Raw genomic sequence first — 16,283 nt, forward strand, 5'->3', positions numbered from 1 at the left:
GGATCAGCTCTTCCCGTAAACCCTTCGGGAAATGAACCCCTGCGAAGAGCCGACCCGATCTTATTAAATCTTCATCCTCTATTTTCATACACCTTTTTTTAGTGTATAGTTATTTCAGGACGGGTCAATTTTTTGTAGATTAAATTCTCTCAACTACGCAGACCAAGCCAGCTCCTGCTATTTTACTGCCGGTTTATTAAAATTATGATTGCGATAAAATACGCGGATCAGACTTGGTAAAACGATCAGCAATAAAGGCAGCGCCGCCAAAAAGCCACCAATTACGGCAATGGCCAATGGCTGATGCAGCTGCGCACCAGCGCCTATACCTAATGCCAGCGGCGCGAGGGCGATAATGGCTCCCAGTGCTGTCATCAGTTTTGGGCGAAGGCGCGTAGAGATGGAATAAACTATCGCGTCGTCTATCGAATTGGTTTTCGCGCTCTCGCGGAATTGCCAGAAAGTAAAAATGGCGTTCTCGCCGATGATGCCTACGATCATAATGAGACCGGTATAGCTACCCACATTGAGCGGGGTATTGGTTAAGAACAGGGCCAGCATACTGCCGCCGATGCCCAGCACCGCCACAATTAATATCAGTAAAGCTATCCTGAACTGCTTGAACAGGAACAGGATCACCCCAAAAACAAGCAGACTGGAGGTAATCAGTATCATCAGTAATTCTTTAAACGATTGCTGCTGCTCGGCATAAGCGCCGCCATATTCTACGTGGTAGCCGGGCGGTAAATTTACCTTATCGGCAACGCCTTTTTGGATGGCGGGGATCACCGTGCCCAGGTCGCTGTTCTCTAAACGGCCACTGATAACGCCCATGGCCTGCAGGTTTTCGCGTTCTACCTCGGCATCGCCGGGATGCAGCTCTACATTGGCCAGCGAGGTGATGGGGATCAATCGGCCATCCGGTAAAAACACATTCAGGTTTTTAATGCCGGTAACATTTTGCATCCTGCTGCCCGGGTATACCATGCGGATGGGCGACTGCTGCTCCCGCTCGAACAAGTTACCTATCACGTTCCCTTCCAGTGCCGATTGTACCTGCGTTTGCAGCGCAGCGGGGGTAAGGTTATACTGCGCAAGTTTGGCATAATCGGGCACAATATTTACAGATGGACCCGCTATCACAATACCATCAAATACATCGGCGGTGCCTTGTACTTTGGTGGTGATATCAGCAATTTGCCTGGCAAGGGTTTGCAGTTTGGCCTGATCGTCGCCAAAAACTTTTATCTCGATGGGCTGGGTGGAGGTCATCAGGTCGCCCAGCATATCGCCGATCACCTGCCCAAAATCTACCCGTAAAGCGGGCTGCGAAGCTTCAATCTGTACGCGCAGATCGGTAATTACTTCTTCGGAAGTTTTGTCGTGCTCCTTTTTTAACTGGATAAGATAATCGCCGGTGTTGGGCTCGGTAATAAAGAAACCCATTTGCGTGCCCGTGCGGCGCGAGTAGGCGGCAACGTCCGGTTCTTTTATAATGAGTTTTTCTATTTCGCGCAGCATCCTGTCGGTTTCCTCTAAGGACGTGCCGGGAGGGGAAGTGTAATCCAGCACTATGCTGCCTTCATCCATATCGGGCAAAAAGCCGGTTTCCAGCCTGCCGGGGAGAAATATGATAACCGCTACCAATGCCAGGATCATGATAATACTGATGAAAGGGTTGAGGATAAAGAACGATACCCAGCGCTGTCTTTTTACCTCGTGTACTTCTTCTTTAGCTTGTTTGCCGTTAGCAGGCTTTTCTCTGGTGAGCAGCAGGTATATTACCGGCAGCCCTATCCAGGTTACAAAAAACGAGCAGGCGAGGGTAATGATCATGGTATTTGTCATTACCTTAAAATAGGCACCCGCCACCCCTGTCATCATCAGGAAAGGGATAAATATTACAATGGTACTGATAGATGAGCCCACCATAGCCGGGAACAGGTAATCGATAGCTTTTTGAAGCAGGGTTAATGTTGGCTCTTCAGGGTGCTCCTCGTGCGTGCGGTGAATTTGTTCTACCACCACAATGGCATCATCAATAATTAAACCTATGGCGGCGGCTATCGCGCCCAGCGTCATGATATTTAGCGTATAGCCAAAGGCATACAGCATAATAAGCGTAAGGCAAAGTGTTACCGGGATGGTGATCAGTATCGTAGCGCTTGCCTTTAACGACCGTAAAAAGATAATAGCTACAATAATGGCCAGCGCCAAACCTATCCACAGGCTATCGCTCACGCTCTTTACCGATTCGTTTACAAAATCGGCCTGTACGTAGTATGGTTTTAGGGTAACGCCTTTGGGCAATACCTTTTGCAGATCGGCAACCTTGGCCGTCATGGCGGCAGATAGGTCTACCAGGTTGGAGTTGGGTTGTTTAATAACCGCTATCAGCACGCCTTCGTGCCCGTTGGCGTTTATTTTGGTAAACTCAACGCCGGGGTTTATTTGGATCCCGGCGATATCCTTCAGTTGGATAACCCTTTTGCGGTTATTGCTTACCACCAGGTTTTGCAGCTGTTCGCTGGTGTTTACGCTGGCATCGGTAACGGTAAGGTACAGCATCTTATAATCTGCCAGGTACCCGTTAGATTTGATGAACGCCGTTTGCGTAAGCGTATTGCTGATCATATCGGGCGTGAGGCCCAGCGCGCTCATTTTCTGGCGATCGAGCACCAGCCAGTATTCCTTGGTTTTGCCGCCGATAACCCTAATTTCGGATACGCCATCCACCTGCGAAAGGAATGGCTTTACCGTGTAAGTGGCCAGTTGCTTTAGCTCGATAGGAGAGAGGTTGTGGCTCTCCAAAGTGTAACCGCTAACCGGGAGGATGGAGGGGTTCATCTTTTCAACAGATATATCTACGTCGGGCGGCAACAGGTTTTTTATCTGCGCAATGCGCGATTCGATGCGTTGCTGACTCAGGTCGATATCGGCATCCCAGTTCATATAAGCCGAAATTTCGCAGCTGCCGCGACTGGTAATACTGCGCACGTAATGCAGATCGGGCACTTGTTTAATGGCGTTCTCCAGCGGTTTGGTAACCGTAACCATCATTTTGTTTACAGGCTGCAGGCCTGCATCGGCAATGATCTTTATTTTGGGGAAGGTTATCTCGGGGAAAAGCGAGGTTTGCAAGCGCGAGTAGGAGAAGACCCCGCCCAGCAGCACAATAAAAAGCATCAGGCTGATAGGCTTTTTATGGGTGATAAAAAAGTTTTCCAGCTGGTTCATGGTTTCACAATTTTAACCTTTGCGGTATCGGCTAAACCATAATTGCCGCTTACGGCTATCCTATCATTAGTATTGAATTTGGGCGAAACGATCTCTACCTTACCGCCCGATTCGATACCTTTTTTTATCGGGGTTCTTATCGCGGTGGTATCGTTTATCAGTTTCATCACCCAAAATTCGTTCTGCGTTTCGTTGGACAGCACGGCGGATTTTGGTAACGATGGCGCGCTGCTTTTTGCTGTTTTGATGATGAGCGCTTTAGCCACCAAGTTATCGGGGATAGGGTGGCTGCTGTTTACTTTAATAACGATGCCCTGCGTTTGCGATAGCGAATCTACCGAGGGCATGGTGCTGGCCACATGCCCGTTCAGCTTTTCGCCATCGGGGAGGGTAAGCACCAGGTTCTGGTTGTTTTGCAGCACCCGCTTCAGCTCGTAAGGCAGCTGTAAAACAAAGGCGAAACTTTCGCGATCGCTTATGGTGGCCAGTTGTTCGCCGTCCTGCACGTAATCGCCTACCTGGTGGGTAAGATCGGTTACGTAGCCGCTGCGCGAAGCACGGATATTATTAATGCCCGAGAATTTGAAGGTAGTATCCAGCACATTGATGGTGTTGCCAATGCTTTGTGCCTCCTTGGTTTTAATGGTGAACATCAGCTGCCCCTTCTCTACATAATGCCCGGGCTGTATATTCACTTTTTGGATGTAGCCGATAGCGTTGGCCTTTACATAGTTTTTTTGCAGAAAAGATGAGGTGGCATTCAGTTCGATAGAATCGGCCAAAGCGCTGTTATCTATGGTTGTTACGGTTACCGGCGTTTGCGGGTTAGCAACCGTTTCTTCCTCATCGGCAGCAGAGCCACCGCCACAGCTGTAAACCGCCGTAATTACCATGCAGGCTAATAAAACAGTAAAGGGTTTTATATATTGTTTCATCATCTGCTCCAGTAATTAAGTTGGTTTATCAATTGCAGCCTGCTGATTACGTTTTGCGCAAGCTGGTTTTTTATGCTGAGGTAGCTGTTTATGGCCAGTATCAGGTCGGCAATCTTCAGGTCGCCGGTTTGCATGAGCTGGGTGTTTACTTTGATCAGGCTTTCGGAGTATTTGAATTGCTCGTTTATCTCGGCTATCAGCTTATCATATTCCTTTATCTGCTGGTTTAGCTGATTAATCTGCTGTTTGTACTGGTTAAAATAAAAAGCCTTATAAACCTGCTGCGTTTCCTGTTCTAAAGAGAGTTTTTTGTAAGCCAGTTTTTTTTGCCCGCCATCATAAATTGGCATGGTAAGACTAAAACCCGCGCTGGCACCAAAGTTTTTGTAGTACTGGCTGGTAAGGTCGGAGTTGTAGCCCCCATCTGCAAAGGCGCTTAATTTGGGGCGATAGCTGTAATCTATCAGTTTACGACTGTTTGCCAGGCGCATGCTATCCAGCTGATATTGCTTAAAAAATATGCTGTTGCTGCGGTCGTAAACTATGGCGCGCTGCAATTCGGGTTTCGCAATTTCGCTGATGGTGGTATCGGCTATGCCGCTTAAATAGTTCAGCGTGGCATAATCTGTTTTGTATTGCAGTTTAGTTTGCGAGAGCTGTAACTGCGCCCCTTTTAGGGTAACCAAAAAGGTGAGGTAATCGCTTTGGCGGTAAACGTTGCTGCGGGTAAGTTTTTTTAGCAGTTCTTCTTCTTTGCTCAGCAGGTCAACCACCTCCTGGTTAAACTGCTGCTGTTGCAGGCTGCCGTAGGCGGTGATGTATTGGCCAATAATGGTACGGCGCAGATCCTGCTCGGATAGTTTCACACTGTTGCGCAACGAATCTTGGCTGAGCCCAATGGCCGCGAATTGCGTATTGAGGTAATCTTTGCCGATGAATGATTTGCTAACAACCAACTGCCCGTTCAGGGTGCGTTCGTTGGTGATGGCCGCCGCGTAACCGTAACCTTTTATTACCGGGGCATAAAGCCCGCCGGCATTCAGCGCAACCTGTGGTTTAAAACCGGCACGAATGCGTACACTATCTATTTGGGCGGCCAGTACCTGGTTGTTGAGGTCTTTTATTAGCGGACTGTTTTTTAACGCCTGCTGCAGGTAATCGTCCAGTGTTTTGCTTTGCCCATAGCAGGTAGTTGTGGTAAGTACAAACGCAAAAAAGTATATGATATATTTCATTCGGTATCAGGTGCAGAACCCCACTATGAGAGAGGTTATGTTTGTAAATCTCTTATCAGATTCTGTATTAATTTTGTGGAATATTAAGGCTGCAAGGTGGGGTAGAAGAAAATGCCGCAGATACCTGGTATCCGCAGCATTTTGCTGCAAGCCATCTGTCCCCCGACAATAGCTTGTTTATTTACTACACCGAATTAGTCTTTGGCTATTTTGATGAACTTGCCATCTTTGTCAAATAAGAGGTCCTTGCCCTTTACTTCAGCTTCATAATTAACTTCCCCGCTGGCTGTTTTGGTGATTTTGGCGGCCTCTTTAATGGCAGCACCTTTGTAATGCTCCTTTACGTACAGGGCAATGGCTGCCGGTAATTCAGTCGCTTTTATCTCTGTTTCCGATTCTTTCTGCGTGCCATCTGCTTTAAAAACGGCTGACATTTCGCTGCTACCCTGTTTAAAACCGGCTTCGTAGCCGCCATTTTCTTTTTCCCATTTAACGGTTTTTACACCGGGGTAAGCCGATGAGAATGATTTTTTTACCATTGCGGGTACCTTGGTTGAATTAATTTTTTGCGCTGAGGCGGTGAGCCCGAATGCCGCGGCTATTGCAATAGCCATTGTTGTTTTAATGATTTTCATTTTGGTGTTTTTTACTAAGGTATTCCTCAAATCTGTCACTAAATTGGAAACAATCTGTAGCAATTTAGGATGGCTTAAAAATTTACTGAAAACAGGTGTTTTTCGCTGACATGACTATATTGCAACCCAAAACCATAATTATCGCAGATCTTTTTGCAAATGGTTAACCCAAGGCCGGTACCTTCAGATTCGCCGGACTTGTGGAACCTTTTAAGTACCTGCTCTATATCGAAGGTGTTTTTGCCGGTGTTGCTTACGGTAAGCTGGCGGGGCTGCAGGGTAATGGTAATTTCGCCGCCGCTGTAGTTATGCCTTATGGCGTTGCTGATCAAATTATTCAGCAGCACTTCCATCAGTAGCCTGCTTGCCTTAACCTGCGTCCCGTGCAGGTTGGTCACCAGAGTGATGTTTTTGCTGTGGATGATCTCCTCCTGCTGGTAAAGGCACTCTTCTAATATCGCTTTTACATCAACCTCTTCATCGCCGCCAATTATCCCGTTCTCTATTTTGGCCAGTAATAGCATAGATTTATTTAGCCGTGTTAAACGGGCAACTGTACCGTATATGTCGTTAAGTAATTTGCTTTGCCTGTCGGTAAATTCATCGGTTTGCAGCAGGGTATCCAGTTTGGAGTTGATAACCGATATGGGGGTCATTAATTCGTGCGAGGCATTTTCGGTAAAGGCTTTCAGGTTTTCATAATCTGATCTCACCCTGCCTGCCATCGCAATTACTGCCTGGTCAAGTTCTTTAAACTCGTCGATACCCGAAGGTGTACTGCTAACGCTTGCTTTATCAGCCAGGCTAAAATCTTTTAACTGAGCCAGCACCTTATAAAATGGTTGCCAGATGCTTTTTAAAATAACCCGGTTAAGTACCGTTAATAATACCAACAATACAAATATTACACAGATGGTTATCTGGAAGATGATTTTGATGAGGTACTCGGTTTCTACTTTTGATTGGGTTACCAGGATCCTGTAATTTTGCCCGCCTACCTTTACAGAACTAATGAGTGCGCGGCCTGCCTCCATATCATCCTCGTCTACCTCTTTATAAACGGTATCTAAGAACCTCCGTTTTATAACCTGCTTGCCAAGCGGTAAAAATGTGATCTGCTGATGGTTCGATTCATATACATCGGGGAGTTTATGGTTAAGGCTTACAGCGCTAAATACCTCGTTCTCTTCCAGCACCAGGTCCTTATCTATCCGTTTGGTTAAAATATGGCTAATAGCGTAATAATAAATGATGCCGGTAACCAGCATAATGCCAATGGTAACAGCAATATTAATGCGGTTATACTTGTTTAGCAGTTTCATGTCTCGGTAAATTTATACCCCATACCATAGGCTGCCTGTATATAATCATGTGCGCCCGCTTCCACCAGCTTTTTGCGGATGTTTTTAATGTGCGAGTAAATGAAGTCGAAGTTGTCGGCGATATCGATGCTGTCGCCCCAAAGGTGCTCGGCAATTGCGTTTTTAGAAACCACCTTGCCTTTATTCGCAATAAAGTATAACAACAGCGAATATTCTTTGCGGGTAAATTTTACAAAATTATCATTCACGGCTACCGTTTTTGCACCCAGGTCAATGCTCAGTTCATTGAATTTTAGCAGGTTATTACCGTTAAAGGACCGCCGCCGCACAATGGCCGTAACACGCGATTTTAGCTCCGACAAATGAAAGGGTTTGGTGAGGTAGTCGTCGGCTCCAAGGTCTAAGCCCGTCAGCCTGTCGTCGAGGGAGTTTTTAGCGGATACGATAAGCACGCCATCGTTATGCTGGTTGTTTTTTAGGTGCTTGATAATATCCAGCCCGTTACCATGCGGCAGGGTGAGGTCCAGGATGATGCAATCGTACCGGTACACGCTTACTTTTGCCAGTGCCGAGGTAAAATCGCCTGCGGTTTCGCAAATGCTGTCGCCCCCGGTAAAATAGGCCTCAATACTTTCCCGCAGCCCGGTTTCGTCTTCTATTATCAATATCTTCACCGTATAAAGTTAACGGTAAAAATTGTAGAAAACCTGTACGGTTGGTGTTGCCCTGTGCATATTTAAGTAATTGGTTTAAAGCTGGCTAAAAAAAACGCTTTAAAAAGTTTGACTTAACAAATAATCCGATGTTTGTTGGTAACTAATTGTTTTATAAATAGTTATATTTTATTATTCGATAATACCTAACCCGCCGCTATTTTTTATGAAATATCTTTTTACTACTTAGTGTGGTTGTGACAATTATTCTCTAATTTTATTTCGGTAATATTCCCCCGAATTGCCGGTGCCAATTATACTATTATGAGATTTAAATTATATGTATCCTGTGTGTTGTGTATGCTGTTGCAGCAGCAACTTTTCGCTCAGAAAGATACCTATGAGTTTTCGCGTCTCGATATCACCAACGGGCTTTCCGATAATCAGGTTAACTGCATTTTTAAGGATGAAAAGGGCTTAATGTGGTTTGGTACCACATCGGGGCTTAACCGTTACGATGGCTCAAAATTCAAAATATTTAAGCGCGATAACAACAACCCCAATTCACTGGTAGAGAACCATGTAATGCGGATAGATGGCGGCCCCGACCATAAAATGTGGGTGTTTACCCACAATAGCATCAGCGTTTACGACCCGGAGACGGAAAAGATGAACAACAACATCGCTGCCGAAACCAAACGCTACAATATCCCCAACGCTCAGATCACGCAAATAAAAACAGATGTTCAGGGGAACTATTGGTTTGTTACCAACAGGGCGGGGCTTTATTGCTATAATCCTGCTACAAAGGCTACCGTTTTTTACAGCACACTGAGTAATTCGCCGGTTATAATGCATTCAGACCGCATCTCCAGCATTGTGCCTTCGCCCAATAACACCGTTTGGCTGTTATACGAAGATGGTGTAATAGAAGAGTTAAACGCCAACCAACGTAAAGTTGCGCACACTTATACGGCTTTTGCAGAAGCTATGGGATTAATACCCCGCACCTACACTATGCAAATAGACCACATGGGAAACCTGTGGATCTGTTGTTACGAGGCACTCATCGGCGTGTACAGTTACAATACATCAACCAACGAGCTTTTACATTATAGCAAGGATACACCGGGCAGAAGGCTAAATGCTAACCTGATGACGAGCATTATCCAGGCGGATAACAACAAAATTTGGATAGGCAGCGACCACGGCGGCATCAACGTGATAGACCCGGTTACCCACGAGGTAAGCTATATTATGAGCAAGACCGATGATGCAAAATCGCTGAGCGGCAACAGCCTTTATTTGTATAAAGATAATACGGGCATTATTTGGGCGGGTACCTTTAAGCAGGGCATTAACTATTACCATAGCGGTATGATGCAGTTTCCGCTGTACAAGCATTACGCCAACGACCCCAGCACGCTGCCTTACGGAGATATTAACAGTTTTGAGGAGGATGATAAGCATAACCTTTGGGTAGGCACTAATGGTAACGGGCTGGTTTATTTTAACCGCTCCACCAATACCTATACCCGCTTTAAGCACGATGCGGCAAACCCCAACAGCATTGCCAACGATATTATTGTGAAGCTATACATAGACCGCAATAAAAAATTATGGATAGGGACTTACTTCGGCGGCTTGGATTGCTACGATGGCAAAAAGTTTATTCACTATCGCCATAACGAAAAAGACCCCAGCAGCATCACCGACGACCGTATTTACGCTATTATGGAGGATGCTGCCGGCGAAATGTGGGTAGGCACCTTCTCGGGTGGCTTTAACGTGTTCGATCCTAAAACCAATTCCTTTAAACACCCTAAATACTCTATGAGTTCGGAGTATACCTCGATTATTTACGAGGACAAGGATAAGAATAAATGGATAGGGCTTGATAGAGGTGTGGATGTTATTGATCATAAAACCAATAAGATAAGGCATTATGCATCGCAACCTAAAAACCTGAATAGCCTGGTAGGCAGCGATGTGAACGCCATAACGCAGGACAGGCGTGGGCTGATATGGATTGGCACCAAGGACGGCTTGAGTATATTAGATACCAAAACCAATAATTTCCTTAACATAGAGGAAGGTTTGAATTTGCCTGCCAACAACGTATCTAACATTATTGAAGATAAGCAGGGCATTATGTGGGTAAGCACCACCAACGGGCTTGCACGCATCAGGCTTTCCCTGGAAGGTGGCAAATACAAATTCCGCATAAACAACTACAACGAGCTTGACGGTTTGCAGGGCAGGGCGTTTAACCTTTATTCTGCATTACGTTTGCGAAGCGGCGAACTGGTTTTTGGTGGCATAAACGGCTTCAATTTATTCGACCCCAATATTGTGAACACATTTAAGCCAAAGCCAAACCTCGTTTTTACCGATCTGCACCTGTTTAACAAAAGTGTTGCCGCCGGCGAACCGGTAGCTGGCGATTTGATCTTAACCAAAGCGCTCTCAGAAACCAAAGAACTTACACTGGAGCATAACCAAAATGTTTTTGATATTGAATTTGCCGCCTGCGATTATTTTAACCCCGATAAAATAAAGTTTGAATACAAGCTGGAAGGCTTTGATAAAGGCTGGATCACCGTTGCCGGTAACAACCGTAAAGCCACATACACCAACCTTGATGGCGGCGACTATGTATTTAAAGTGCGTACGCAAAACGCGAGCCTTGATGACACCATCGCGCTTAATATTACGGTGAAGCCTCCGTTTTTAAAATCGCCTATAGCGTATGTAAGCTACTTTATTATACTGGTAGGCGGGTTGCTTTACATTCGCCACCGCGGCATACTTAAGTTAAAACAGCAGTTTGACGCCAGGCAGGCGGAGATGGAAGCCGAGCGTAAAATAGCACAGGAGCGCGAAGAAGCACGCCGGATGCACCAGCTGGACCTGATGAAGATAAAATTCTTCACCAACGTAAGTCACGAGTTCCGCACACCGCTTTCGCTGATACTTTCGCCTATTGATAACCTTATTAAAACAACCGAACGGCCCGAGCAACAGAACCAACTGGTTACCATCAAAAGAAACGGAAAGCGCCTGCTCAACCTGGTTAATCAACTGCTCGATTTTCGTAAGATGGAGTATAACGAGCTTAAATTGAGCTTGAAAAAAGGAGACATAGTTCAGTTTATTAAAGAGGTGTCATCATCATTTAAAGATGTAGCGCATCAAAAGCAGATCCAATTTTTAGTAGAAAGCGATATATGCTCGTACGTAACGGATTTCGACCATGATAAGATAGAACGGATCCTGTTCAACCTGCTTTCCAATGCGTTCAAGTTCACGCCATCGGGCGGACACATTAGCGTGATGCTGAGCATGGCTGGCATAAGCGAAAGCCCGGGCGCGCAGAATGAATTGGAAATAAAGGTAATAGATACAGGTATAGGCATTCCCAAAGAAAACCAGGACAAGATATTTGAGCGGTTTTTCCAGGATGACATGCCCGAGAGCCTGCTAAACCAGGGGAGCGGCATAGGCTTATCTATTACCCGCGAATTTGTAAAGATGCAGGGCGGCACTATCGAGATTGAAAGCGAACCCGATTATGGCAGCTGCTTTACCATATCACTGCCCGTTGGTAAGCAATCTGAGTTGAAGGATATTAAGGTTATTGCCGATATTCAGCTGCTGGAAAACGAACCGGCTATACTTAAAAACCCGGAAAGTACACCAGGAGCTGGCAAAAAACCAACCATTTTACTGGTAGAGGATAATGACGACCTCCGTTTTTACCTGAAGGATAACCTGAAAAACAGCTTCCACATTGTAGAAGCGGTTAACGGTAAGGATGGTTGGCAAAAGGCGCTTGCTATGCACCCAAAACTCATCGTAAGCGACATCAGCATGCCGGTGATGACCGGGATAGAACTGTGCAAAAAGATTAAGGCGGATAGCCGTACGGCCGAGATCCCTGTTATACTGCTTACGGCCTTGGGTACCGAAGAAGACCAGCTTGCAGGGCTTGATAGCGGCGCCAATGATTACATTATTAAACCGTTCAACTTTGAGATACTGCTATCCAAGATTCATAATTCCCTGCGGATGCAGACCACCTTCAAAAAGACCTACCAGAAACAGATAGAAGTAAAAGCGCAGAATATTACCGTGGTATCTGAAGATGACAAATTCCTCAAAAACGCGCTTGAATACATCGAACTAAATATCACCAATCTTAATTTCTCGGTAGAGGAACTGGCAAGGCATTTAAACCTCAGCAGGGTATCGTTGTACAAGAAACTCCTCACCCTCACTGGTAAAACCCCGGTAGATTGTATCCGCACCATTCGCTTAAAGCGGGCTGTACAGTTGTTAGAGAAGAGCAAGCTAAGTATTGCCAATGTGGCCTACGAGGTTGGTTTTAATAACGCGGCGTACTTTGCCAAGGTGTTCCGCGAGGAGTACGGTATACTGCCTTCAGAGTATATTACAGAGCTAAGGAACAAAGAAAAAGAAGCCGAGCTGGTTTAAATATTGGCTTACCCGCACCTTTATGCTGGCTTAACATTTATTGCATAGATGTAATAAATAGTGTTATCCGTTTTTATAAAACCAAACTAATTTTATAGCACGTTAAGTTTACATTATTGTATAACCCAAACGTACTTAACGCTCATAAATATGTGTGCATGTTTTTGGGGTTAGTTGGTTCTGTATTGGTAAATGGCGCCCCGCCTGAGAACGGGGCGCCTTTTTTATTTAAGGCCATTTTATTACTTCGATACGCCTGCAAACCCATTATTATCGCTCGTATTGTTTGTTTAGTATATTGCGGTGGTATACTAAAATTGTTAACCGGCCTTCACCTCCATTACGGGGCAGATACCGTTACTTAGCCTTAAAATACTGCCTGTTTAGCGTTTTTTGGCGCGAATTGATACTATTTTAACCGTATCTGACTCGTGGTATCCCCATTAACATTTGTTATATAAACGTTAACATTTGTGGTATTAATTCAATCGATTGTCTAATACTTTTACTTCCGATGATTAAGGCCTTGTCCGTAGGCCGGTTATCCACCACAACCAATTAAATTTTAGAAAATTAAATGTATGATGAGAAAATTACAAATTAAAAATCTTGTAGTACTACTCTGCACCAGCTTAACGCTGTGCCTGATGAGTATGGCCGGTTATGCCCAAAGCCGGCAAATTACAGGTACTGTAACCGAAACTAACGGTTCGCCTATACCCGGCGCAAGTATTGGTGTTAAAGGTACTTCAATAGGCGTGGTAACAGATGTTACCGGCTCTTTTAAATTAGTGGTTCCAACTAACGGTACGTTAGCTGTAACTATTATTGGTTACGCCAGCCAGGAAGTGGCCCTTGGCAGCGCAACTGTTTACAACTTCAAATTAACATCGAGCACAAGCGCTTTGAACGAAGTGGTGGTAATAGGTTACGGTACCGCAAAACGGAGAGACCTTACCGGCTCGGTAAGTTCTGTTAGTGCCGAAACTATTGCCAAAGTACCTGTACCTTCATTGGAGAATGCCTTACAGGGCCGTGCAGCAGGTGTACAGGTAACCAGTAACGATGGTTCACCTGGCGGTAACACTACAATATTGATCCGCGGTGTTGGTAGTTTGGCCACCAACGGTAACTCCCCGTTATATGTTGTAGATGGATACGCCATAGACGGTGGTATAAATAACATTAACCCCAGCGATATTGCTTCTATCGACATATTGAAAGATGCATCATCTACCGCCATTTACGGTGTTAGGGCTGCTAATGGTGTTGTTATTGTGACTACAAAAAAAGGCAGAAAAGACGGCGGTGTACAAGTTACTCTTGACGCTTACAGCGCTTTTCAAACTAAGCCTAAACAATACAAGTTATTAAATGCACAGCAATGGGCTACACTGGCCAACGAAGTTGCTGACGCAGATCCTCAAAAAAACTTCCAGGAATTACCTGCCTGGCGCGATCCTGCTTCGTTAACCAATGTAGATTGGCAAAATGCTATTTATCAATCAGCCAAAACGCAAAATTACAGTTTGGCTATTCGTGGCGGTAACGAGAAGGTTCAGTCGGCTACGTCTGTAGGGTACTATGATCAAAAAGGTATCGTGTTAAGATCGTTTTTTAAACGTGTTACCTTAGGCTCTAATTTAGATTACCAGGCCACCAAATGGTTAAAATCTGCAACAAGCGTTAAGTACACTTACCAAAACTCCAACAACCCCTATGGTACCGGTGCATTGGGTAATTTAACGCAATTAATTCCTACGCTTGATGGTGGTAACAAACTAACCAACCAAATAAAAGATGGTAATGGTAACTACGGTTTTTATAACCCTTTAAATACTTATACCTCTAAATACAATAACCCGGTTTATTCTATAGAAACTAACCAGTATAAAAACATCACTAATTTTTTACTGGCTAACACATCTTTGGAGGCTACAATTATTGATGGTTTAAGGATAAAAACCGGGTTGGGTATTAATAATAAAAGCTATTCGGGCTATTATCTTCAGCCGGAGGACTTACGCGCGCAAACGCAATATGGCCCTGGCGCGGTACCGGGCAGTGCTAATTACAATCAGCATATTAACAGCACGTTTGATTATACCTGGGAAAATACCATCGCTTACACCAAAACCTTTGGTGTGCACAGTATCGATTTTGTAGGCGGCGTTTCTCAACAGGAGATCACCTACAGTTCAATGGGCGGTAGCGGTATCCCTCCAAACAGTTCCATTCGCGATTTAGGGCAAGCTACCAATGTACAATTAGACAGATATGGTAATGGAGAAACCATATATGCATTACAGTCTCAGTATGCAAGGTTAACCTACAAATTTACCGACAAGTACTTAATTACTGGTACGGTAAGGCGCGATGGTTCTTCTAAATTTGACAAGGGCCACCAATACGGTATATTCCCTTCGGGTGGTGTTGCCTGGAAAGTTAAAGAAGAATCTTTCCTGAAGGATGTTAATTGGTTATCTGATCTGAAATTCAGAGCAAGCTACGGTAAAGTTGGTAACCAGAATTCCATCCAGCCATTTCAGTACCTTTCACTTTATGCATCAGGTTCGGCGGCGGCTACCAGTGGAAACAATGGTTATCCATTTGATAAAATTTTCCAGCCGGGGATAATCCAAACCCAGCCAGCCAATCCGTTTTTAAGGTGGGAGACTAATTATATGACTAACTTTGGTGTGGATGTGTCATTCTTAAATGGCGATTTAGCATTAACTGTTGACGTTTTCAAAAGACGGTCAAAAGATTTCCTGTTAACACTTGCTGCTCCTGCTCAGTCTGGGTATAATTTTTTAACCCGTAACGTAGGCAGTATGGAAAACAAAGGTTTGGAGGTTGCTTTAGCTTACAATCATACTACCCGTGATTTTCATTACGGCCTTAATTTAACTGTATCTGCTATCAAAAACAAGTTAACAGAAATTGCGTCGGGCACTAACTCTGTAACAAACTTTGGCGGCTTAGGCTTAACAGGCATGGGTTGGACTACCTTTACTCAAACCAACATAGGCCAGCCGGTGGGCGAATTCTACGGTTACAAATCGCTTGGTATTTTTCAAACACAAGCGCAAATAGATGCCTTAAATGCAGCAGCCGCGGCTAAAAACCCATCAAGCCCGTTCTACCAAAAAACAGCGACCGCGCCGGGTGACCGTTATTTTGCCGATACAAACGGCGACGGACAAGTAACCCCATCCGATCAGGTTAGCCTTGGTAGCCCATTGCCAAAATTCTTTGGCGGTCTTAATATTGATCTGTCCTACAAAGCGTTTGATTTTAATGCATACTTCTACGGTGTATACGGTAACAAGATCCTTAACTATCAGCAAAGTTCATTGCAAAGCTTCCAAAACCGCGGCTTTGTTGGTGTGGAGAACGTTAGTGTAGATTATTTTAACAACCGTTGGACAGCAACTAACCCATCTAACACTTACTCGCGCGCCACTTACAACGATGATGCTATTGGTAGCAACCTGCCATCAAGTGCATGGATAGAAAATGGCAGTTTCCTTAAATTAAAAAACGTTACAGTAGGTTATACTTTACCTAAAGAGATCTCAGAAAAAGCCTTGTTATCTAAAGTGAGGATCTATTTCTCAACACAAAACCTTTTCACTATAACAAAGTATACTGGTTTAGATCCTGAAATTGGTGTTCAAGGCGGAAACGCGACGCAGAATGGAGTGGATAATGGTACATACCCAGGCTCAAGATTTTATACCGTGGGTTTAAATGTAACTCTTAAATAAGA

The 16,283-nt window shown here is 44.7% G+C and carries 8 protein-coding genes; 2 read left to right on the forward strand and 6 right to left on the reverse strand.

Annotated features, from left to right (window positions below; translation table 11 throughout):
- Positions 1–177: 177 nt before the first annotated feature.
- From ABIX36_RS26630 to ABIX36_RS26655, 6 genes are all read right to left on the reverse strand, one after another.
- Entirely contained in the window at positions 178–3,237 is a 3,060-nt protein-coding gene (locus tag ABIX36_RS26630) for an efflux RND transporter permease subunit (protein ID WP_348085210.1), read from the reverse strand.
- On the reverse strand, positions 3,234–4,175 hold the full coding sequence (locus ABIX36_RS26635) for an HlyD family efflux transporter periplasmic adaptor subunit (RefSeq protein ID WP_348085211.1): 942 nt from the start codon (positions 4,173–4,175) through the stop codon (positions 3,234–3,236). The genes ABIX36_RS26630 and ABIX36_RS26635 overlap by 4 nt, the downstream gene beginning before the upstream one ends.
- Complete coding sequence (locus ABIX36_RS26640) at positions 4,172–5,407, reverse strand: TolC family protein (protein ID WP_348085212.1); 1,236 nt, start codon at positions 5,405–5,407, stop codon at positions 4,172–4,174. The genes ABIX36_RS26635 and ABIX36_RS26640 overlap by 4 nt, the downstream gene beginning before the upstream one ends.
- A 194-nt stretch (positions 5,408–5,601) precedes the next feature.
- Positions 5,602–6,042: a PepSY-like domain-containing protein gene (locus ABIX36_RS26645; protein ID WP_348085213.1), complete on the reverse strand. Its 441-nt coding sequence runs from the start codon at positions 6,040–6,042 to the stop codon at positions 5,602–5,604.
- 74 nt (positions 6,043–6,116) lie between these two features.
- Positions 6,117–7,364 (reverse strand): HAMP domain-containing sensor histidine kinase, encoded by a 1,248-nt coding sequence (locus ABIX36_RS26650; protein ID WP_348085214.1) that lies wholly within the window; start codon positions 7,362–7,364, stop codon positions 6,117–6,119.
- Positions 7,361–8,038 carry a response regulator transcription factor gene (locus ABIX36_RS26655; protein WP_348085215.1) on the reverse strand — a complete coding sequence of 226 codons (678 nt, stop codon included), beginning with the start codon at positions 8,036–8,038 and terminating at the stop codon, positions 7,361–7,363. The genes ABIX36_RS26650 and ABIX36_RS26655 overlap by 4 nt, the downstream gene beginning before the upstream one ends.
- A gap of 303 nt (positions 8,039–8,341) precedes the next feature.
- Between ABIX36_RS26655 and ABIX36_RS26660 the strand changes: the two genes are divergently transcribed.
- Both ABIX36_RS26660 and ABIX36_RS26665 read left to right on the forward strand, forming a co-directional pair.
- Complete coding sequence (locus ABIX36_RS26660; protein ID WP_348085216.1) at positions 8,342–12,511, forward strand: two-component regulator propeller domain-containing protein; 4,170 nt, start codon at positions 8,342–8,344, stop codon at positions 12,509–12,511.
- Between the two features lie 581 nt (positions 12,512–13,092).
- The gene (locus ABIX36_RS26665; protein ID WP_348085217.1) at positions 13,093–16,281 is read left to right on the forward strand and encodes a TonB-dependent receptor; all 3,189 of its coding nucleotides are present in this window, start codon (positions 13,093–13,095) and stop codon (positions 16,279–16,281) included.
- Positions 16,282–16,283: the final 2 nt, after the last annotated feature.

Source organism: Mucilaginibacter sp. (assembly GCF_039925265.1).
Lineage (GTDB): Bacteria > Bacteroidota > Bacteroidia > Sphingobacteriales > Sphingobacteriaceae > Mucilaginibacter.